The organism is Pseudomonas sp. KU26590 (genome assembly GCF_026153515.1).
Taxonomy (GTDB): Bacteria; Pseudomonadota; Gammaproteobacteria; order Pseudomonadales; family Pseudomonadaceae; genus Aquipseudomonas.
In genome coordinates this window covers 5707195-5727768 of the sequence record NZ_CP110644.1, presented here as the reverse complement: position 1 = coordinate 5727768, position 20574 = coordinate 5707195, and the positions used below count along the sequence as shown (strand labels likewise).

Annotated in this window: 19 protein-coding genes; 9 read left to right on the top strand and 10 right to left on the bottom strand. The window is 60.9% G+C overall.

Going from position 1 to position 20574, the window contains the following annotated elements:
- Nucleotides 1-33 precede the first annotated feature (33 nt).
- The 6 genes from OKW98_RS25405 to OKW98_RS25380 all read right to left on the bottom strand — a co-directional run bounded on the left by OKW98_RS25405 (nt 34) and on the right by OKW98_RS25380 (nt 6699).
- Nucleotides 34-1314, bottom strand: a complete 1281-nt coding sequence (locus OKW98_RS25405; protein ID WP_265389836.1) for a TRAP transporter large permease — start codon at nt 1312-1314, stop codon at nt 34-36.
- On the bottom strand, nt 1314-1841 hold the full coding sequence (locus OKW98_RS25400; RefSeq protein ID WP_265387174.1) for a TRAP transporter small permease: 528 nt from the start codon (nt 1839-1841) through the stop codon (nt 1314-1316). The genes OKW98_RS25405 and OKW98_RS25400 overlap by 1 nt, the downstream gene beginning before the upstream one ends.
- A 63-nt stretch (nt 1842-1904) precedes the next feature.
- Nucleotides 1905-2888: a TRAP transporter substrate-binding protein gene (locus tag OKW98_RS25395; protein WP_265387173.1), complete on the bottom strand. Its 984-nt coding sequence runs from the start codon at nt 2886-2888 to the stop codon at nt 1905-1907.
- Nucleotides 2889-2970: 82 nt separating this feature from the next.
- Nucleotides 2971-3858, bottom strand: coding sequence for a glucurono-1,5-lactonase (locus tag OKW98_RS25390; protein WP_265387172.1), 888 nt, complete (start codon nt 3856-3858; stop codon nt 2971-2973).
- Between the two features lie 66 nt (nt 3859-3924).
- Nucleotides 3925-4749 carry an NAD-dependent epimerase/dehydratase family protein gene (locus OKW98_RS25385; RefSeq protein WP_265387171.1) on the bottom strand — a complete coding sequence of 275 codons (825 nt, stop codon included), beginning with the start codon at nt 4747-4749 and terminating at the stop codon, nt 3925-3927.
- A gap of 693 nt (nt 4750-5442) precedes the next feature.
- Nucleotides 5443-6699 (bottom strand): OprD family porin, encoded by a 1257-nt coding sequence (locus OKW98_RS25380; protein WP_265387170.1) that lies wholly within the window; start codon nt 6697-6699, stop codon nt 5443-5445.
- Nucleotides 6700-6778: 79 nt separating this feature from the next.
- On the opposite strand from OKW98_RS25380, the gene OKW98_RS25375 reads away from it, so the two are divergent.
- From OKW98_RS25375 to OKW98_RS25345, 7 genes are all read left to right on the top strand, one after another.
- The gene (locus OKW98_RS25375) at nt 6779-7147 is read left to right on the top strand and encodes a hypothetical protein (protein WP_265387169.1); all 369 of its coding nucleotides are present in this window, start codon (nt 6779-6781) and stop codon (nt 7145-7147) included.
- A gap of 61 nt (nt 7148-7208) precedes the next feature.
- Nucleotides 7209-8156, top strand: a complete 948-nt coding sequence (locus tag OKW98_RS25370; RefSeq protein WP_265387168.1) for a substrate-binding domain-containing protein — start codon at nt 7209-7211, stop codon at nt 8154-8156.
- Between the two features lie 96 nt (nt 8157-8252).
- Entirely contained in the window at nt 8253-9764 is a 1512-nt protein-coding gene (locus tag OKW98_RS25365) for a sugar ABC transporter ATP-binding protein (protein ID WP_265387167.1), read from the top strand.
- Nucleotides 9765-9768: 4 nt separating this feature from the next.
- Nucleotides 9769-10728: an ABC transporter permease gene (locus tag OKW98_RS25360; protein ID WP_265389835.1), complete on the top strand. Its 960-nt coding sequence runs from the start codon at nt 9769-9771 to the stop codon at nt 10726-10728.
- Nucleotides 10729-10870: 142 nt separating this feature from the next.
- The gene (locus tag OKW98_RS25355) at nt 10871-11959 is read left to right on the top strand and encodes an alcohol dehydrogenase catalytic domain-containing protein (protein ID WP_265387166.1); all 1089 of its coding nucleotides are present in this window, start codon (nt 10871-10873) and stop codon (nt 11957-11959) included.
- Between the two features lie 167 nt (nt 11960-12126).
- The gene (locus OKW98_RS25350; protein WP_265387165.1) at nt 12127-13665 is read left to right on the top strand and encodes an FGGY-family carbohydrate kinase; all 1539 of its coding nucleotides are present in this window, start codon (nt 12127-12129) and stop codon (nt 13663-13665) included.
- Nucleotides 13662-14399 carry an SDR family oxidoreductase gene (locus tag OKW98_RS25345; RefSeq protein ID WP_265387164.1) on the top strand — a complete coding sequence of 246 codons (738 nt, stop codon included), beginning with the start codon at nt 13662-13664 and terminating at the stop codon, nt 14397-14399. Before OKW98_RS25350 ends, OKW98_RS25345 begins: the two co-directional genes overlap by 4 nt.
- Before the next feature lie 254 nt (nt 14400-14653).
- Here OKW98_RS25345 and OKW98_RS25340 read toward each other — a convergent pair whose 3' ends face one another.
- Together OKW98_RS25340 and OKW98_RS25335 are read right to left on the bottom strand one after the other, a co-directional pair.
- The gene (locus OKW98_RS25340; RefSeq protein WP_265387163.1) at nt 14654-15670 is read right to left on the bottom strand and encodes a LacI family DNA-binding transcriptional regulator; all 1017 of its coding nucleotides are present in this window, start codon (nt 15668-15670) and stop codon (nt 14654-14656) included.
- Nucleotides 15671-15858: 188 nt separating this feature from the next.
- Entirely contained in the window at nt 15859-16512 is a 654-nt protein-coding gene (locus OKW98_RS25335) for a hypothetical protein (protein WP_265387162.1), read from the bottom strand.
- Nucleotides 16513-16937: 425 nt separating this feature from the next.
- Between OKW98_RS25335 and OKW98_RS25330 the strand changes: the two genes are divergently transcribed.
- Entirely contained in the window at nt 16938-18143 is a 1206-nt protein-coding gene (locus OKW98_RS25330; protein ID WP_265387161.1) for an MFS transporter, read from the top strand.
- A gap of 3 nt (nt 18144-18146) precedes the next feature.
- Nucleotides 18147-18614, top strand: coding sequence for a metallophosphoesterase family protein (locus tag OKW98_RS25325; RefSeq protein WP_265387160.1), 468 nt, complete (start codon nt 18147-18149; stop codon nt 18612-18614).
- Between the two features lie 155 nt (nt 18615-18769).
- Here the strand turns inward: OKW98_RS25325 and OKW98_RS25320 are convergent, their stop codons facing one another.
- Nucleotides 18770-19561 (bottom strand): substrate-binding domain-containing protein, encoded by a 792-nt coding sequence (locus OKW98_RS25320; RefSeq protein ID WP_265387159.1) that lies wholly within the window; start codon nt 19559-19561, stop codon nt 18770-18772.
- Nucleotides 19562-19734: 173 nt separating this feature from the next.
- A complete protein-coding gene (locus tag OKW98_RS27725) occupies nt 19735-20439 on the bottom strand; it encodes a methyl-accepting chemotaxis protein (protein ID WP_416148545.1) in 705 nt (234 codons plus the stop codon).
- Nucleotides 20440-20574 lie beyond the last annotated feature (135 nt).

Sequence of the window (20574 nt, the reverse complement as noted above, 5' to 3'; positions counted from 1 at the left end):
GGGCGTTTTTTCAGCGCTTTCAGCTCACGTGATTTACAGCACCACGCTTGGCAGCCACAGCGAGATCGCAGGGATGTACGTCACTGCCATCAGCACCAGGAGCAGCGCGACATAAAACGGCAGCAGCGCTTTCACCGTTGCCTCGATCGTGACCTTGCCCACTGCGGCGCCGACGAAGAGCACGGCTCCCACCGGCGGAGTGATCAAGCCGATGCCCAGGTTGACCAGCATGATCATGCCGAAGTGCACCGGATCGACGCCGATGCCGACGATCACCGGCAGCAGGATCGGGGTGAGGATGAGGATCAGCGGCGCCATGTCCATTACCGTGCCCAGCAGCAACAGCATGACGTTGATGCACATCAGGATCACGTAGCGGTTGTCCGACAGCGTCAGAAACGCTGTGGTGATCTTCATCGGGATTTCCATCAGCGTCAGGATGTAGCCGAAGCTGGCGGCGAAACCGATCAGGATCATTACGATGGAAACCGTGCGCACGGCCCGATGCATCAGCTTGGGCAGGTCGCGCCATTTGTAATCGCGGTAGATGAACATGGTCACGAAGAACGCCCACAGCACAGCGATCGCTGCGGACTCGGTTGCGGTGAACACGCCCGACAGGATACCGCCGAGGATGATCACCATCGCCATCATCCCCCACAGGGCTTCACCGGCAATTTTCAGTGCCTTGCGCAGCGGGATCACTTCGCCCTTCGGGTAATTACGCTTACGGGCGAAGATCATGCACAGCACCATCATCACGGCGCTGAGCAACAGGCCCGGCATGATTCCGGCCATGAACAGCGAGGCAATCGACACCGTGCCACCTGCGGCCAACGAATACAGCACCGAGTTGTGGCTGGGGGGCGTCAGCAACGCTTGCACCGAACCACTCACCGTCACTGCCGTGGAGAAGTCCCGGGGATAGCCGTTGCGCTCCATCTCCGGAATCAGCACCGAACCCACCGACGCGGTGTCGGCCACCGACGAGCCGGAAATGGCGCCGAAGAAGGTCGAGGCGACGATGTTCACCAACGACAGGCCGCCGCGTACGAAACCCACCAGCACGCCGGCAAACGCCACGAGCCGACGGGACATGCCGCCCTCGGCCATGATCGCGCCGGCCAGCACGAAGAACGGGATCGCCAGCAGCGAGAACTTGTTCACGCCACCCGCGACCTGAATCATCAGTGCGTCGAAAGGGATCTCGATCCACCACGCACCGATCAGCGCAGACAGGCCAAGGGCGTACGCCACCGGCATGCCGATCAGGATCAGTGCGATGAAGCTGCCCAACAGAATAAATGCGTCCATCATGCTGCCTCTTCGCTGGATTCGACCACGTCGTAACTCACCACCCGACGGTGACGCTGGTCACCCAGGAACAGCTTCTCCAGAACGAAGATCAGCGTCAGCACGCCACCGATGGGAATCGGCAGATAGGAGATGCCAACGCGCAGCCCCGGCATCTCGCCGAGAAACTGGTTCCAGGTGTTCACGCACAGCTTCATGCCCTTGACCGCCATGAACACGCAGACCACGGCCATTAGGATTTGCACCAGCACAGCGGCGGCGTTACGTGCGTTTTCCGGCAGGCGGTCAGTGGCCATATTCACAGCCATGTGCGCGCCGGCCCGATAACTTGCGGCGGCGCCAAAGAAGGTGAACACCACCATCAGCAGAATGGCGGTCGGTTCCGGCCAGCTAGAGCCTGTGCCCAGGACGTAGCGGGCGAAGATGCCCCACGGGATGATCAGCGCCATCGTCAGCATCGACAGGCCCGCGACCCCGATGCAGAGGCGATACAGTGCGTCATTGAAGCGCAGAATCGTGTTTTTCATAGGCTCACCACAACGACGGTGAGCGGCCAGGGCCGCCACCGCAGTGCTATCGGGCTGAAGGGCTTATTGAACCGCTTCGATGCGCTTGATCAGGTCAGCGTAGGGCGCGCCGTATTGGGCTCGCACGCTCGCTGTTGCGTCGTAGAAGGCTTTCTTCTGGTCAGGCGTCAGCGTGATGAACTCGACGCCCGCCGCCTTCAGCTTGGTTTCGCTTTCGGCAGACTTCTTGTCCCACAGAACGCGCTCTTCAGCCTGGGCCTCGACGGCCAGTTTCTTCACCAGCGCCTGCTGTTCCGGGTTCAGTTTTTCCCAGGCGGCTTTGGACATCACCACGGGCTCCGGCAGGATCAAATGCTCGGTGAGGGTGTAGAACTTGGCGTTCTGATAGTGGTTGTGCTCGAGCAGGGTAGGCATGTTGTTTTCAGCACCGTCGATGACGCCGGTCTGCAGCGCGCTGAAAATCTCACCCGTCGCCATGGCAATGCCGTTGCCGCCCATCGCATTGATGGTGTCGATGAACACCGGGTTGCCCTGCACGCGAATCTTCATGCCCTTGAGGTCGGCTACGTCGCGTACCGGTTTCTTGGTGTAGAGGTTGCGGGTGCCGCCGTCCATCCAGGCCAGCGCGACCAGTTTGGCTTCGGAGTTAGTGATTTTGTCGAGGATCTCCTGGCCGATCGGGCCATCGATCACGTGACGCATGTGGGCGTGATCACGGAACACGAACGGCAGGTTGAACACGTTTACGTCCGGCACCACCGGCCCGACGATGCCGAGGCTGATGCGGGTCATCTGGACGGCGTTGGCCTGGACCTGCTCGACCACTTCCTTCTCGGAACCGAGCACGCCGCCGGCAAACATCTTGAAGCTGATCTCGCCTTTGCTTTGCTCCTCCAGTTTCTTGCCCATGTTCTGTTCAGCGACAACGGGTGGGTAACCTGCGGGGTGTACTTCAGCGAACTTGATTTTGATTTCCGCCAGCGCTGTGTTTGAAAGGCACAGCGCGAGAGGAAGTGCGGCGAGGAGCAACGTGCGTTTGAAGTCCATGGATGTTCTCCGGTGTTGTTATTGTTTTTTCAGATAGGACGAGGAAGCGGTACTGCGGTGCAGCGCTGGCCGAGAGTGCGGCTCAGCCGTTGAACAGGGGTTCTTCGATGCCCTTGACTCCGGGGTTTAAGGCGAACACGCCGCCGGCCAGCGGCTGGTCGCTGATGTCGCCGCCGGGGCGTATCGAGGTGACGTAAAGGGTGTCCAGATTCGAGCCGCCGAAGGCGCACATGGCGGGTTTTTTAACCGGCACCGTGAGCGAGCGATCCAGCTTGCCGGCGGGGGTGAAGCGATGGATCACGCTCTCGTCATTGCCGCAGATCCAGTAGCAGCCATCGGCGTCGACCGCGGCGCCGTCGGGGCGACCGGCGTGGTGATTCATGTCCACGAACAGTCGGCGATTGTGCGGCGTGCCGGTGTCGGTGTCGTAATCGAAGGCCCAGATCTTCTGCACGGAGGGGTGGGAATCGGAGAGGTACATGATGCGGCCGTCCGGGCTGAACCCCAGGCCGTTGGGCACGATCATGTCGGTGAGCTGCGCAGTCAGCGGCTCGGCCTGGCCTGCGCTGTAGCGATACACCGAACCCACGGCCAACGCCTTCGCCATGTCCATGAACATGGTGCCGGCCCAGAAGCGGCCCTGGCGATCGCAGCGACCGTCGTTGAAACGCATGTTGTCGGTGGCGTGCTCGACGTTGCTGAGCAGTTGCGTCGTGACAGTGCCATCGTCTTGGGGATGAAGGTGGAAAAGGCCGCTTTCCATGCCGGCCAGCCAGCTGCCGTCGCTGTAGCGTGCGATGCAAGCGAGCATTTCCGGCGCTTCCCAGCGTGTGGTGAGACCGTCTTGGGAACTCCAGCGATGGAGGTGACGGGCCGGAATGTCGACCCAGTAGAGGGCTTGTTCCTGAGCGTTCCAGACCGGCGATTCACCGGTGGCGTTGCGTGCATCGAGAATCAGCTCTGCGTCCATGACGATCATTCCCTGATTATTATGGTGAGAGGCCGACATCGCAGTCGGCTTCGTCGTCGTTGAGTCTTACTCGTCGCCGAACGGCCCGTTCGCTACGAACGCCCCGCCCTGATAAACCATGGCGGGGTCATCGGACGCCGGCATCGGCTGCGCTTCGACCTTGGCGCGGAACTGCTCGGAGCTGTCTTTTGGCTGATAGCCCAAGTGATTGGCCAGGCGGTTGTCCCACCAGACCTTGCTGTTGTCGGACGCGCCGTAAACGATGGTGTGGCCGACGTTCGGGGTGAACAGGCCGCGTTCGATCAATTGGGTCAGGTCGTCGTAGCTCAGCCAGCTGGCGAGCATGCGGCGGTTCTGTGCTTCAGGGAATGAGGAGCCGATGCGGATGCTCACGGTCTCGATGCCGTAGCGATCGAAGTAGAAGCTGGCCATGTCTTCGCCGTAGGATTTCGACAGGCCGTAATAGCTGTCCGGACGACGCATGGCGCTGGCGTCGATGACTTCATCCTGACGGTGGAACCCGATGACGTGGTTGGAGCTGGCGAAGATCACCCGCTTCACGCCATGCCGGCGCGCCGCTTCGTAGATGTGAAAGATGCCGCAGATGTTCGGGCCGAGGATCTCTTCGAAGGACCGCTCCACCGAGACGCCGCCAAAGTGAACGATGGCGTCGACGCCCTCGACCAACTGATGAACTGCGTTTTTGTCGGCCAGGTCGCAGAGCTGGATTTCTTCGTGGGGGCCGGCCGCCGGTGCCATGTCGGCAATATCGGAAAGACGCAGGATGTTGGCAAACGGACGCAGGCTTTCGCGCAGGACTTTACCGAGGCCGCCAGCGGCGCCCGTCAGCAAAATGCGGTTGAGCGGGGCCTGGGCATTGAATTCAGTCATCGTGGGAAACCCTGATTCTGATGTTGTTTTTATGGTGTCATCGGTTGTCGTATGACGTGTGCGGGATTATCAACAGGGCTCGCAAATTTTGTCAACGCGACGAAGGTGTAAGCCCTTTGACGCCTGTCTGAAATTGCCTCGCAGATGCCGGGAGAATGCCGTGCCTTCACTTTGCAGTGCAGCTCCCGACCCTTTCCCGGCTAAAGCCGGTCCCACTGACTGCACGCGATTGCTTGGTAGGACCGGCTTCAGCCGGGAAGAGGCCAGTTTGATCAGCATCACTTTTGCGGTGTGACACCCGACGCCTTCCCGGCTAAAGCCGGTCCTACTAGGGTATGCATTCCTATAGTGGGACCGGCTTCAGCCGGGAAGAGGCCAGTTTGAGCAGCATCACTTTTGCAGTGTGACGCCCGACGCTTTCCCGGCTAAAGCCGGTCCCACTGACTGCACGCGATTGCTTGGTAGGACCGGCTTCAGCCGGGAAAAGGCCAGTTTGATCAGCATCACTTTTGCAGTGTGACACCCGACGCCTTCCCGGCTAAAGCCGGTCCCACTGACTGCACGCGATTGCTTGGTAGGACCGGCTTCAGCCGGGAAAAGGCCAGTTTGAGCAGCATCACTTTTGCGGTGTGACGCCTGACCCTTTCCCGGCTAAAGCCGGTCCCACTGACTGTATGCGACGGCGTTTGCCCCTTACATCAGCGTGATCGGGTAGCTGATAAACACCCGGTTTTCGTCGAACTCGTTAGTGCTGTAATCCCGCCGCATCGAGGAGTTGCGCCACCGGACATTGAGGCTTTTGAACGTGCCGCTCTGCACCGTATACGCCAGCTCGGATTCGCGTCCCCACTCCTTGCCATCGGTCACGGTGCCGGTGTGCACGTTATCGCCGCTGATGTAGCGGTTCATCATCGTCAGGCCGGGGACGCCGAATATCGCGAAGTCCAGGTCGTGGCGCAGTTGCCAGGAACGCTCCTTGGCGTTGTCGTAGCTGGAGTTGTAACTGTCGTTGGCCAGCGTGCCGCCGCTGGTGCCGTTGACGCGCATCCACTGGTCATCGCCATAGACCTTCTGCAGGCCGAGGTAGACGGTGTTGCCTTTGTAGTTGGCGGACAGCATCGCGTAGGCCGTCTTGTTATCCAGCTCGCCGGCCAGCTTGTTGCCGTCCTCTTTGCCGAGGAAGTAGCCCAGGTTGGCGCCCAGGGTCCAGTCGCCGATGGGTTGCTTGTGGATAACGTTGAGGAACTCTTGCTGGTAGATGTCTTCCAGCTGCGCGTACCAGAGACCGACCTGGGTGCGCTTCTCATTGAAAGTGTATTCGCCGCCGCCAAAGTTGAAGCGGTCCGACTTGAACGCAGCGGATTTACCGTTCATGAACATGTCTTCCATGCTCGCGTCGTTACGTGGGCTGTTGCCGCGGAACTGGCCGCCGTAGAGCGTGAGCCCGGCGATTTCCTTGGAGGTGATCTGCCCGCCGCGGAAGGTTTGCGGCAGCGACCGGCCGTCATCGGAACGCAGAATCGGCAGCACCGGCATCCATTCGCCGATCTTCAATTCCGTGTTGGAAAGCCGTGCCTTCGCCGCCACGCCCAGGCGGCCGAAGTTGTCGGCGGGGCGCCCGTCGTCATGGATCGGTAACAGCTGAGTGCCGCCCGTGCCCTTGCCGCCATCTAGCTTTTGCGAGTACAGACCCAGCACGTCGAGGCCGAAGCCGACCGTGCCCGGGGTGAAGCCCGATTTCACATCGAGAATGAAGTTTTGCGTCCACTCTTCGGCGTAGTTCTGAGGGTTCGCCGCGTTGGTGAAGTTGCGGTTGAAGTAGGCATTGCGCAGGTTGAGCGTGGCTTTGGTGTCATCGACAAAGCCTTCAGCGAGGCTCATCAACGGCATGCTCAACGCGACACTGCCAGCGCCAAGCAACAGCCACGAACGGTTGGTCTGGATCTTCATTTCTTATTGTTCTCCCTTTCTGCTGACAAAACGGTCCCGCACCGAAGTCGCCGCACAGGCGCCGAAGGAGTGGACATGGGTGCTCAAGTCACCGGTTTTGAATGAGGCTCACTGCCTGATCGAAACGGTCGTCGTCGATCAATCGCTCGCGGGCGCGTTCGCAGACACAGGCGCATGCACGGGCACAGGCGACGCGGGGGAAGCAGAAACAGAAGGGGAGATGGGGCGGATTTCTTGGGGCAACAGGCGCCGATTGACTGTCATCGTCATGAAAGCATTCCTTTTTATTTTTGTTATCAGTTATGCGTTGTCGTACAACGCAGTCTGGAGTATCGGCAGAGATCTTCAGGCTGTCAACGCGCGTGCCCGGGAAACTCGCCAACGGTCGTCATGCCGGGCTTACCAACGGTCGCCGGCGGATATTGCGGACCCCCTGTTTCTCTGCTAATTTCGAAAATGTTAACGATGACATTTCCGCTTTAAAAATAAAAACAACGGGATCTTTCGCTATGACAACTCGCCTCAAGAAGGGCTTTTCCGCCGCTCTCTGTTCCCTCGCCGTGGCTGTCGCCTGTGGCAGCGCCATCAATGTCCAGGCCGCCGACGCCGCCAAGACCGGCCCGCTGAAAATCGGTGCCTCGTTCCAAGAGATCAACAACCCCTACTTCGTGACCATGAAGGACGCCCTTCAGGACGCCACTGCCAGCATCGGTGCGACGCTGCTGGTCACTGACGCGCGCCACGATGTGTCCAAGCAGATCAGCGACATCGAAGACATGCTGCAGAAAGGCATCGACATCCTGATCATCAACCCGACCGATTCGGTTGGCGTTCAGTCCGCCGTCAAACAGGCCCACGACAAAGGCGTGGTGGTGGTTGCAGTGGACGCTCAGGCCAATGGCCCGCTGGACTCGTTCGTCGGCTCGAAGAACTTCGACGCGGGCGTGCAGGCTTGCGACTACCTGGCCAAGAACATCGGCGAAAAGGGCGACGTCGGGATTCTCGACGGCATCGCCGTGGTGCCGATTCTCGAGCGCGTGCGCGGCTGCAAGGAAGCCCTGGGCAAGTACAAAGACATCAAGATTGTCAGCATTCAGAACGGCAAACAGGAGCGTGATCAAGCGCTGACCGTGACTGAAAACATGCTCCAGGCGCAGCCCAATCTCAAAGGCCTGTTCAGCGTCAACGACAACGGTTCGCTTGGCGCCCTGGCCGCCATCGAGTCCAGCGGCATGGACGTCAAGCTGACCAGCGTCGACGGCGCGCCCGAAGCCATCAAGGAAATCCAGAAGCCCAACAGCAAGTTCATCGCCACTTCCGCTCAATACCCACGCGATCAGGTCCGTCTGGCCCTGGGGTTGGCCCTCGCCAAAAAGTGGGGCTCACAAGTCCCGGCGACCATCCCGGTCGACATCCTGCTGGTGGATCAGGCCAAGGCCAAGACCTTCAGCTGGTAACGGGCGTGGCGCCGCTCGCCTGAGGTTTTTTGGCCCAGGCCGGCGCCACGGATTGATGTGAGTTGCGCAGCGATATTCTGCTGCGACGAGGTGCCCATGAGCTGCCTTCTGCAATTGGAAAACATCTGTAAAAGCTACCCCGGCGTGCAGGCGCTCAAGTCGATCAACCTGCAGGTCGAGCGCGGCGAAATTCACGCCCTGCTCGGTGAAAACGGTGCGGGCAAGTCGACCCTGATGAAGATCCTCGCCGGCGTCGAGCATCAGGACAAAGGCAGCATTCTCATTGACGGCGCGGAGCAGCATTTCGCGACCTACAACGAGGCCATTGCCGCCGGCATCGGCATTGTCTTTCAGGAATTCAGCCTGATCCCCTATCTCAATGCCGTGGAGAACATTTTCCTCGGTCACGAGATCGTCAACGGCTTCGGCTTGCTGCGTAAGGGCGAGATGCGCGAGAAAGCCATCGCGCTGTTCGACCGGCTGGGCGTGAAGATCAATCTGGATTGCTCGGTGCAACACTTGAGCGTGGCCGAGCAGCAATTTGTCGAGATCGCCAAGGCACTGGCCCTTGAAGCGCGTTTGCTGATTCTCGACGAACCCACCGCCACCCTGACACCGTCCGAGGCCGAGCTGCTGTTCGACATCATGCGTGAGCTGAAAAGCCAGGGCGTGGCGGTGATCTTCATCTCCCACCATCTGGAGGAGATTTTTCAGGTCTGCGACCGCATCAGCGTGCTGCGCGATGGCGCCAACGTTGGCGCTCTGACCGTCGCCAACAGCGACATCGACACGCTGGTGGAGATGATGGTGGGGCGTCGTCTGGAAGCAAGCTTTCCGCCCAAGCAGTCCCGCGCTCAGGGCGAAGTGGTGCTGCAAGTGCGTGATATCCAGCTGACCCGCAACGGTCCGCACAACAGCTTCAATCTGCACAAGGGCGAGATTCTCGGCTTTGCCGGGCTGGTCGGGTCCGGGCGAACGGAATTGGCGCTGGGCGTGATCGGCGCGTTGCCTGTGGTCAGCAAGGATGTGCTGCTGCGCGGTCAGCCGGCGCACCTCAATGACCCGGCGCAAGCGCTGGCCAGTGGCATCGGCCTGTTGCCGGAAAGCCGCAAGAGCGAAGGGCTGATCGTGGATTTCAGCATTCGCGAGAATATCTCCCTGAACAATCTGGGCAAGTACGAAGGCGCGGCGCACCTGCTCGACCGGCACAAGGAAGACACCACCACCGCCGAGCTGATGAAGCAGCTTTCGATCAAGGCGCCGAGCGGTGAAAGCCGGGTCGTCAACCTGAGCGGCGGCAATCAGCAGAAGGTGGTGATCGCGCGCTGGATCAATCACCACTGCGACATCCTGATCTTCGACGAGCCGACCCGAGGCATCGACGTCGGCGCGAAAGCGGAGATCTACACCCTGATGCGCACACTCACCGAACAAGGCTTCGCGATCATCATGATCTCTTCGGAACTGCCGGAAATCATCGGTATGTGCGACCGCGTGGCCGTCTTCAACAAAGGCGCCATCGTCAACGTGCTGGAGGCTTCGGCCATCAATCCGCAGGAAGTGATGCGCCACGCCACCGGGAGCCTGAACAGTGAACACCTCCATTAAATCCATGGCCGCGCAGCCCAACCGGATGAAGCTCAACTTCGCTCGATTGATACGCTCGCCCGCCTTCTATCCCTTCGTGGGGCTGGTGGTGGTGACGGTCTTCATGATTTTCGCCAGCGACAAGTTTCTCACCGGCGCGAACCTGGAAAACATCGCCCGCCAAGTGTCGATCAACGCCATCATCGCGGTCGGCATGACCTGCGTGATCCTCACCGGCGGTATCGATTTGTCGGTGGGTCCAGTGATGGCATTGTCCGGCACGCTGACCACCGGGCTGATGGTGGCAGGCGTGCCGGCGCCGATTGCGATCCTCATCGGTTTGCTGATTGGCGTGGGCTTCGGTGTGGGCAACGGCATCTTCGTGGCGTACCTGAAAATGCCGCCGATCATCGTCACCCTGGCGACCATGGGCATCGCGCGCGGGCTGGGCCTGATGTACACAGACGGCTACCCGATTGCGGGCATGCCGGACTGGTTCGCCTGGTTCGGACGCGGCACGCTGTTCGGCATTCAGGTGCCGATCCTGATCATGCTGGCGACGTACTTTTTCGCCTGGGTGCTGCTGCAACACACGCGCGTCGGTCGCTACGTTTATGCCATCGGTGGCAACGAAGAAGCCGTGCGTCTGTCCGGCGTGCGCGCCTCGCGGTTCAAGCTGCTGGTGTACTCGATCAGCGGGCTGACGGCGGCGATCGCCGGGCTGGTGTTGTCGTCGCGGCTGATGAGCGGGCAACCGAACGCGGGCGTCGGTTTCGAACTGGACGCTATTGCGGCCGTGGTACTGGGCGGCGCGTCGATTGCCGGCGGGCGAGGCGTGATCATCGGCACGCTGGTGGGCGCGATGCTGTTGGGCGTGCTGAACAACGGCCTGAACATGCTGGGCGTGTCGCCTTACGTGCAGAGCGTAATCAAGGGCGGAATCATTTTGCTGGCGATTTTTATCAGTCGGCAGCGGCATAAATAAACCGACATCGAACCCTCACCTGTAGGAGCGCGCTTGCCCGCGATGGCGTCGTGTCAGACGACGATAATGCAACGGGTCCGCCGCCATCGCGGGCAAGCGCGCTCCTACAGGTCATCAAACAAACCCAAACAGGTGAACCGACATGGAACAAAACACAACAAACACCATGCAAGCCGTCGTCTGCCATGCCCCGAAAGACTACCGTCTGGAGCAGATCAGCAAGCCCGTGGCGCGTGCCAATGAACTGGTGATCCGCATCGGTGCCTGCGGCATCTGCGCCAGTGACTGCAAATGCCATTCGGGCGCGGCGATGTTCTGGGGCGGCGAGAGCCCGTGGGTCAAGGCGCCTGTTGTGCCGGGCCACGAGTTCTTCGGCTACGTCGATTCGGTGGGCGAGGGCGCGGAAGAACACTTCGGCGTGAAGGTCGGTGACAAGGTCATCGCCGAGCAAATCGTCCCGTGCGAGAAGTGCAAGTTCTGCAAATCCGGCAAGTACTGGATGTGCGAAGTGCACAACATCTTCGGCTTCCAGAAGGACGTCGCCGAGGGCGGCATGGCGCAGTACATGCGCATCCCGAAGACCGCCATCGTGCATCACATTCCCGAGTCGGTTTCGCTGGAAGACTCGGCGCTGATCGAGCCGATGGCCTGTTCGATTCACACGGTGAACCGCGGTGATGTTCAGCTCGACGACGTGCTGGTGATTGCCGGCGCCGGCACGCTTGGCCTTTGCATGGTGCAGGTCGCCGCGCTGAAGACGCCGAAGAAGCTAGTGGTCATCGACATGGTCGACGAGCGTCTGGAACTGGCGAAAAAATTCGGCGCCGACGTGGTGATCAACCCGAGCCGCGACAACGCGAAAGAGATCATCAACGGCCTCACCGACGGCTACGGCTGCGACGTTTACATCGAGACCACAGGCGTGCCGATCGGCGTCACTCAGGGCCTTGATCTGATCCGCAAATTGGGCCGCTTTGTGGAGTTCAGCGTGTTCGGCGCCGAGACCAGCGCTGACTGGTCAATCATTGGCGATCGTAAAGAACTCGACGTGCGCGGGGCTCACCTGGGGCCGTATTGCTACCCGATTGCCATCGACCTGTTCGAGCGCGGGCTAGTGACATCGGAAGGCATCGTCACCCACGACTTCGGTCTGGACGACTACGCCGAAGCGTTTGCACTGGCGGACTCGACCAAGTCGATCAAGGTGCTGCTCAAGCCTGTGAATCAGTGACCACCTGTAGGAGCGACCGGGGTGGCGCTCCACCTTGCCCGCGATGGCGGTGTATCAGAATCGTCATTACCGTCTGACACAACGCTTTCGCGGGCAAGGTGGAGCGCCACCCCGGTCGCTCCTACAGGTCTTGCGTACCAACCCAATAACAACAAGAGCGCACCCGGATGGATTACGTCATCGGTGTCGACATCGGCACCCAAAGCACCAAAGCATTGCTGGTCGATAGCCAAGGCCGAATCATCGCGCAGCACAGCCACAGTTATAAGGTCGACACGCCCAAACCGCGCTGGGCCGAGCAATGGCCGCAGGTCTGGCTCGACGCCGTGGAAATCTGTGTCGCCGCTTGCATGCGCAAAAGCGCCGTGCCCAAAGACAGCGTCAAAGCCCTGTGTGTCAGCAGCCTGTATGGGGGCTCGGGCATTGCGGTTGATGCGCAGATCAAACCCTTGTACCCGTGCCTGATCTGGATGGACCGCCGCGCGGAAGAACAGGTTGAGTGGGTCAATCAGCATGTCGATCTCGAGCGGCTTTACACGATCACCGGCAACTCGGTGGACAGCTATTACGGCTTCACCAAAATGCTCTGGCTCAAGGACAAACAGCCGCTGATCTGGGCTGACACGCGCTACCTGTTGCCGCCCAACAGCTACATCAACTATTGCCTGACCGGTGAGGTCGCTGTGGATCACAGTTCTGCCGGCAACATCGGCGGCGTCTACGACGTCGAGGCGCGGGGCTGGTCGGCTGAGATGCTTGACGCGCTGGGCATTCCGGCGTCGATGATGCCCGAGCGGCTGGTTCACTCCGGTGATGTGGTCGGCGGCCTCTTACCCGAATGGGCCGATCGCCTTGGGCTTACCCCTGACATTCCGCTGCTCGGTGGCGGTGTCGATGCCGCCATGGCGACCTTCGCCGCGGGCGTGACCCAAGCCGGCAACCATGTGGCGATGATCGGCACCAGCATGTGCTGGGGCTACCTCAACCAGCAGGTCGATGCCCGGCACGGTCTGGTCAGTTTTCCCCACGTCTTCAATGGCGCGAAGGACCTGTACATCTTCGGCGGCGCGATCACCGCCGGCGCCTCGGTCAGCTGGTTTCGCGAGCAGTTCTGCCAAGCCGAAGAGCAGCAGGGCCGCGAGAGCGGCGAAGACAGCCACGTGATACTCGAACGCGCGGCGATGAAGATCCCGGCCGGCAGCGACGGCGTGCTGTTTCAGCCGTATTTGATGGGCGAGCGCAGCCCGGTGTGGGACGCCAAAGCCAGCGGCAGTTTTGTCGGGCTGAGCCTCTATCACAGCCGGATTCACCTCTACCGCGCAGTGCTCGAAGGGGTCACTTTCGCGCTGCGGCACAACATCGAAGCGGGCACCAAAGGGGCGCAGTCTCTGGACCCGCGGCTGATCGTCGTCGGCGGTGCCAGCCACTCGGACCTGTGGATGCAGATCATCGCCGACGTCACTAACTTCCCGGTCTACACCATCGTCCAGGAAGTCGAAGCGGCGCTCGGTGCCGCGCTGCTCGCTGCTCATGCGGTCGGTCTGGTGGATGAGGCGCAGGTTCACAAAGGCTGGGTTCAACTGCAGCTTCGGGCCGAGCCTCAAGCGGAGAACGTCGCGCTGTATTCCCGACTGTTCGCCGATTACGTGGCGCTGTACCCGGCGCTGAAACCGATCATGCATCGCTTGCAGGGAGCGGGACTGTGAACACGGCTCAATTTGATTTCAGCGGCCAGCGCATTCTGGTCACCGGCGCCAGCAGCGGCATTGGCTGGGAGGTCACGCAGCAACTGCTGAACAGTGGCGCTGAGGTGTATGCCATGGGCCGCGATGCAGTCGCTCTGGAGAAACTGGCCGTGCAGGGCTGCCAGCCGCTGCGCGTGGACGTGGCCGATCAACAGTCATTGGCCGCAGTGCTGGCGGACCTGCCGGTGATGCACGGCCTGGTCAATTGCGCCGGGATTTCCATACTGGAGTCCGCGACCGAGGTCAGCGCGGCGGCATTCGATCAGGTCATGGCGGTCAACGTGCGTGCAGCGGCGATGATCGCGGGTGCGGTGGCGAAGAAGATGATCGCTGAAGGCGTGGCGGGGAGCATCGTTAATGTGTCGAGCCAGGCCTCGTTGGTGGCGCTGGACGACCACTTGAGCTATTGCGCGTCAAAGGGCGCGATGGATGCCATGACCCGTGTGCAGTGTGGCGAATGGGGCCGGCACGGGATTCGCGTCAACAGCGTCAACCCCACCGTGACACTGACGCCCATGGCGCAGATGGCCTGGGGCGAGCCAAGCAAACGCGACCCCGCGCTGGCGGCAATTCCCCTCGGCCGCTTCGCCGAAACCGCAGAAGTCGCTGCGCCGATCCTGTTCCTGCTGAGCAGCGCGGCGTCGATGATCAGTGGTGTGTCGCTGCCGATTGATGGGGGGTATACGAGCCGTTAAAGGGGCGGTTTTGCCACAGACGTGGCTGACAAACGCAAATCCCCCGACAACGCGAATTTGCGGACTAACGCGAATTTGCCGACGAACGCAAAACATTGTAGGAGCGCGCTTGCCCGCGATTGCGGTGTGTCAGTGAAAACTTTTTATCTGACACACCGCGTTCGCGGGCAAGCGCGCTCCTACAGGAGACGGCGTAAGCTCGGAGGCGGCTTAGGTTTCACGGCTAAGGTCGCGGCTGAGTCGCCGATGAAAAATCACCCGCCAACGCCATTCTCCAGCTCCCCGACAATCACCACCTGCGCCTTCGGCAAATGCCGGTCTTCGATCCGCTCCATCAGCATTTTCACCGCGCTGCTTCCGGCCAGCGAGGCGTCGTGGGCGATGCAGGCGATGGGGATGCCGAAGATGTCGGCGAAGGGCAGCCGGTCGATGCCGCAGATGGCCACGGTGTTGTGGGCGATATCGCGGTCGCGCAGAGCCTTCATGGCGCCCAGGGTAATGAGCTGGTTGAAGCCGAAAATCGCGTCCGGCAGCGGGTGGTCGCGCAGGTAATCCAGCGTGCTCTGGTGCGACGGTTCCAGCGTGTAATCCCCGGCAAACACATCCAGCTGCACCGGTTTGCCACTCTCGGCAATCGCAGCCTTCACGCCCTTCAGGCGTTCCTCGGAAATCCGCGAATGCGCGGGGCCGGTCAGCACCAGCATGCGTCGCATCGCCGGGCTTTGCGCCAGCAGGTAACGCGCGCCTTTCAGGCCGCTGTGATAGTTGTCGAGCACCACATGACTGAACGGGCTGGCAGGCAGCGCGCGGTCCAGTTGCACCACGGGAATGTCGCCGTTGCTCAGCCGGCTCAGGTAGACCGGCTGGTACGCTGGCTCGTCGGACACCGGCGACAGCACGATGCCGGCCACGCGATAACTGAGGAGGGTGTCGACTGCCTTGGCTTCGAGTTCTTCGGAGCCGTCGGTGTCCACCAGCATGATGGTGTAACCGCGGGCTTTCGCCTCGCGGGAGATCGCCTTGATCATCTCACTGTAGAAGGGGTTGTCCACCGACGCGGTAATGACGCCGATGATCATGCTCTCGCTGCGCTTGAGGCTGCGGGCGAATGCATTGGGGACGTAATCGAGTTCTTGCGCCACTTCCAGAATGCGCGCCAGGGTGGCGGGCTTGACCAGATCGGGTTTGTTCAGCGCCCGGGAAACAGTGACAGGGGTCATGTTCACGCGGCGGGCGATGTCGGAAATGGTGACGGGGGTTTTCTTGCTCATGGGCGATTGGCTGCCTGAAATCCGGGACAACCTGCGGGGCAGTCGCATCCCTCCAAAGAGTGCCAAGGCTAGCACGATGGAGGGCGCGAAAGGGATGCCGATGTCGGGCTGGACAGGCAAACAGACGCTTTATTGTCGGGCGCTGGCTGAGTGTCTGATGACGCTTGGCCTATATGAAGGCGCCGGGTTTAGACGCTGGTTTCCAATGCCTCGGCGACAGCGCGACGTCTGGCTTTGACGGGCACGGAAATCTGCAGTTGGGTGAGTTCGTCAAAGCGCGAAAGATCGCGGCGCAGCTCCAGAAAGTAGTCCAGCGCGCCGCCCAGGCAAATGCTGTAAGCCAGCAGTTCGACGCCTTCTTCAACGGTGGTTTTCGCCAGACGCGCGTAGCCGCCCTGGAGGATGCCATGCCACAGCGAGCCCATGCCGAAGAGTCGCGAAAAGATCAGCACCAACAGCCCCGCCATGATGAAACCGAACGCCGGGCGAATGGAAAAACGGGCGAGCCCCGAGACCACGTCGCGCCACGCTTTTTTATAACCCAACGCCTTGTAGAGGCAGGTGCCAGCAGTGAGCAGGGCGGGCCATAGCCAGAAGCTGTGACTGATCGGGTCGAACAGCCCGTCCAGCTCACGAATCAGCATGCAGGCGAAAAAGCCGCCAATCAGGATGCCGACGCCACGTTGCCCCGGCTGGCGCGCCGAGAGCCAAAACAAACCGGCGATGATCGCCAGCATGACTTCCTGGCTGACCTCGGTGAACGAGGTTTCGAGGATGTCCGTTTTGGCGATAAAGATGTCGATGAACACCATGCCGATGCTGAAGAGCGTAAGCGCCAGCATGACGCCGAATCGCGTCAGTGCTGATTTAACAAGTTGTAGATCGTTATTCACACGTTTTTCACTGCTGAGCGGGTATCAAGGGCGCGGACTCTAAAGAACTTTCCCGGGTTAGCCAAACAGCGGATGAGTTCACTCTTTTAGTTCTTCTTCCCTTCAGTAAAAGTCTTTTGTGATATCCGGTGTTGCGATTTTTTAAGTCTGCGATTTTTGTCGGATAATCGCGTCAATCATGTTGTGTTCAGCCTTTGACCCGCGCTGTCGGGCATGAAGCACGCAAAGTCAAAGTGTTTAACCTGATGATGAATATGTTCACGCATACTTCAAAATCGCCTGCTCATGCATCCTCGATAACCTCGCAGGTCTACCTTGCTCGGTCTGTATCAGCGACACTGCGTACCTTGTTTATACCGGTGCCCGGAGCGCTCATGTCCTTGCCTGCCTCTACCTCAACGCGCGACTTCATCTTCGCCGCCTGCGCGTTACTTATCGCCATGGTCGGCACCACGCTACCCACGCCGCTGTATGCGCTCTATCAACAGCGGCTCGGCTTCGACGCAAGCTGGCTGACAATCATTTTCTCGATCTATGCGGCGGGCGTCATCGCAGCGCTGCTGGCGGTCGGCAGTTGGTCCGATCAACTGGGGCGCAAGCCGTTGTTGCAGGCAGGGCTGGCGATGGGGGCGATCAGCGCGGTCATCTTTCTGTTCAGCGACTCCATTGGCGGCCTGCTGATCGGGCGGCTGTTTTCCGGGTTCAGCGCGGGCATCATGACCGGCACGGCAACCGTCGCCGTCATCGAACTGGCCCCCAAGACCTGGAAGAACGCCACGCTGGTGGCCACGGCCGCCAATATGTTCGGCCTCGGCATCGGGCCTTTGCTCGCCGGATTTACTTCGCAGTTTCTGCCGGCCCCGTTGCACCTGGTGTTCTACGTGCACGTGGCGATGCTCGTGCTGGCGACCCTCGGAATCGCGCTGATTCGTGAGACCGTGCAGCGTCCGGCGACCCTGAAACTGGGTATTCAGAAGCCTTCGGTTCCGGCCTCGGTGCGCAGCGTGTTCATCTCTGCGTCCATTGCCGGGCTGGCCGGTTTCAGCGTCGCGGGCCTGTTCACCAGCATGGTGCCGTCGGTGATGATCCACGTCATGCACGAACAAGGCGGACTGTTGATCGGCGCGGTGATTGGCTTGTTTTTCGTCGCCTCGATCATCGGCCAGGCGTTGCTGCAGGTGCTGCCGAAGGACCGGCACATGACGCTTGGCTGCATCGGGCTGATCATCGGCATGATCTGTCTGGGGCTGAGCATTGCCACGTCGCAGCTGGGGCTGTTGATCGCGGCGGGTCTGGTGGCAGGCATCGGTCAGGGCATGATCCTGCGCGCCGGCATGGGCGCGGTTACCGCCAGCAGCCCGGCGGATCAGAAGGCTGCTGTGACGTCCGCCTTCTTCGTGGTGCTTTACGTGTCGATCTCGGTGCCGGTGGTGGCGGTGGGTTTCAGCGTGCGGGTGTTCGGTCTGGAGCATGTGGGCGAGTTCTTCACCGCGCTGGTGGCGGTAGTGGCCTTGCTGGCGATGATCAGCATGAAGCGTGTGCAGTCAAAACAGGCCGCCCTGTCGGCGTCCGGGAGCTGAACAGTGAGCGTAAAAGTCGGCTTGATCTCGGACACCCACGGCCTGCTGCGCCCTCAGGCACTGGAAGCGTTGCAGGGCTGCGATTACCTGATTCACGGCGGCGACATCGGCAAGCCGGAAATCCTCGACGCGTTGAAGGCCATCGCGCCACTCACGGTGGTACGTGGCAACAACGACACCGACGATGGCTGGGCTTGCGACGTGCCCTATGAAGCGGTTTTGCGGATCGGTGATGTGGCGATTTACACCACCCACATACTGGCCGAGGTGCCGCAATCGCTGCCGGACGGGGTGCGCGTCGTGGTCACCGGCCACTCCCACCGGCCCTTGCAGCAGATGCGCGACGGCGTGCTGTTCATCAACCCGGGCAGCGCCGGACCGCGTCGCTTCAAATTACCGATCACGGTCGGCCTGCTGCACATCGAGGGTGATGACGTGCGCGGTGAGTTGATCGAACTGGCGCTTAAGTAAGCTCGGCGTGCCTTGGCTCCGCTTCTGCCGAAAGGCGGAGGAGCGCGCTTGCCCGCGAACGCGATCTGTCAGTCACGAATCGATTGCCTGACACGCCGCCTTCGCGAGCAAGCGCGCTCCTACAATTGACTGCGGTCGCCGGCTGACCCAATCAGTTACTTCGCGATCGGGTCCAGGCCGCTGGCTTTGATGGCCGGGGCGGCTGCCGTTGAGCTCAAGAATTCCAGAAACTGTTTGGCCTGTTCCGGGTGTTTGCTCTGGGTTACGACGCCTGCGGAGTAGAGGGTCATCTGCTGCGCCTGGTCGGGGATCAGGCCGATGATGTCGATGCCGTCCACCGGCTTGAGCTCGCTCAGCTGCTGAAAGCCAATTTCGGCGTCTCCTCGTGCAACGACTTCGCCGACGGGCTCGGCGGGGATCATGCGGCTTTTGCTCTGAATGCGGTCAGCGATGTGCATCTGGCTGAACAGCACGCGGGACAGGTACACGCCGCTGGCGCTGTCCGAATAGGCGATGCTTTTGGCGTCCAGCAGGGTCTGCTTGAAGGCTTCCATGGTGCTGATGTCAGGGTGCGGCGAGCCGTGACGCACGGCCATGGCGATGTAGGATTTGCCTAGATCGACGCGGGTTTTCGGATCGACCTTGCCGTCCTTGATCAACTTGTCCAGCGCCGAACCGACCATCAACACCACGTCGGCCGGCTCATGGCGGGCGAGTCGGTTGGGAATGGCCTGGGGCGTCGCGCCCATTGAAGGCGCCACTTCGCCCTGCAGCTTCACGCCGGCGCGCTGTTCGTAATCGGGGGCTACAGCCTTGAACGCGCCCATGATCCCGCCCGAACTCAGGACGATCAGTTGGACAGGTGCAGGGGCCGTGGCGGCGTGGGAAAAAGCGACTGGAACGAGGTAGAGGGCGGCACTGAGGAGATAAGGCAAAATTCTTGTCATGGAGATAAACCCGGCGTTGGAGATGAATATGACGAAATAAAACTGCGCGGGCAGTATGTGGCAATTGTGGGATCAGTAAATCCCTTTCTTGCCAGTGCACCCGCACTGTTCGTCTTCAAACCCTTACACCGCCTGCGCCGAGCGGCTTTTCGCCCGACGCAGATAAAGCCGGTTTATACCTTGAAGTGGCTGACCAGCATTTGCAGCTGATTGCCCAATCGAGCGAGTTCGACGCTGGAGGCGGCGGTTTCGTCGCTGGCAGCGGCCGTCTGTTCGGACACGTCGCGCACGTTGACGATGCTGCGGCTGATTTCTTCAGCCACCGAGCTTTGCTGCTCGGCAGCGGCGGCGATCTGCTGGTTCATGGCCTGAATGTTCGACACCGTCTGGGTAATGCTTTCCAGCGACGTACCGGCCTTGCGGGTCAGGGCAACGGAGCTGTCAGTCAGGTTGCGGCTGCTGAGCATGATCTCCGAGACCTGGCGCGTGCCGTTCTGCAGCGCCGCGACGAGGCCTTCGATCTCTTCGGTGGATTGCTGAGTGCGTTGCGCCAGGCCACGGACCTCATCGGCGACCACGGCAAAACCGCGACCGGCTTCACCGGCACGCGCGGCCTCAATGGCAGCGTTGAGGGCCAGCAGGTTGGTCTGCTCGGCGACGGCCTTGATCACGTCCATGACCTTGCCGATCTTGTTGCTTTCCTGTTCCAGCACGGACATCGCGTCGGTGGAACGGACCACTTCGCTGGCCAGTTTCTCAATCTGCACGATGGCTTCACCGACCACTTTGTCGCCCTCGCGTGCCTGCTTGTCAGCGGCAGAAGCGGCGACCGATGCCTGCTCGGCGTTGCGCGCCACTTCGTGAACAGTGGCCGACATTTCATGCATCGCGGTGGCGACCTGGTCGGTTTCCACTTTCTGGCTGTTGACCCCGGCGCTGGTCTGTTCGGTCACGGCCGACAGCTCTTCGGCGGCGCTGGCAATCTGCGTGACGCTGTCACGGATGCCGCCAAT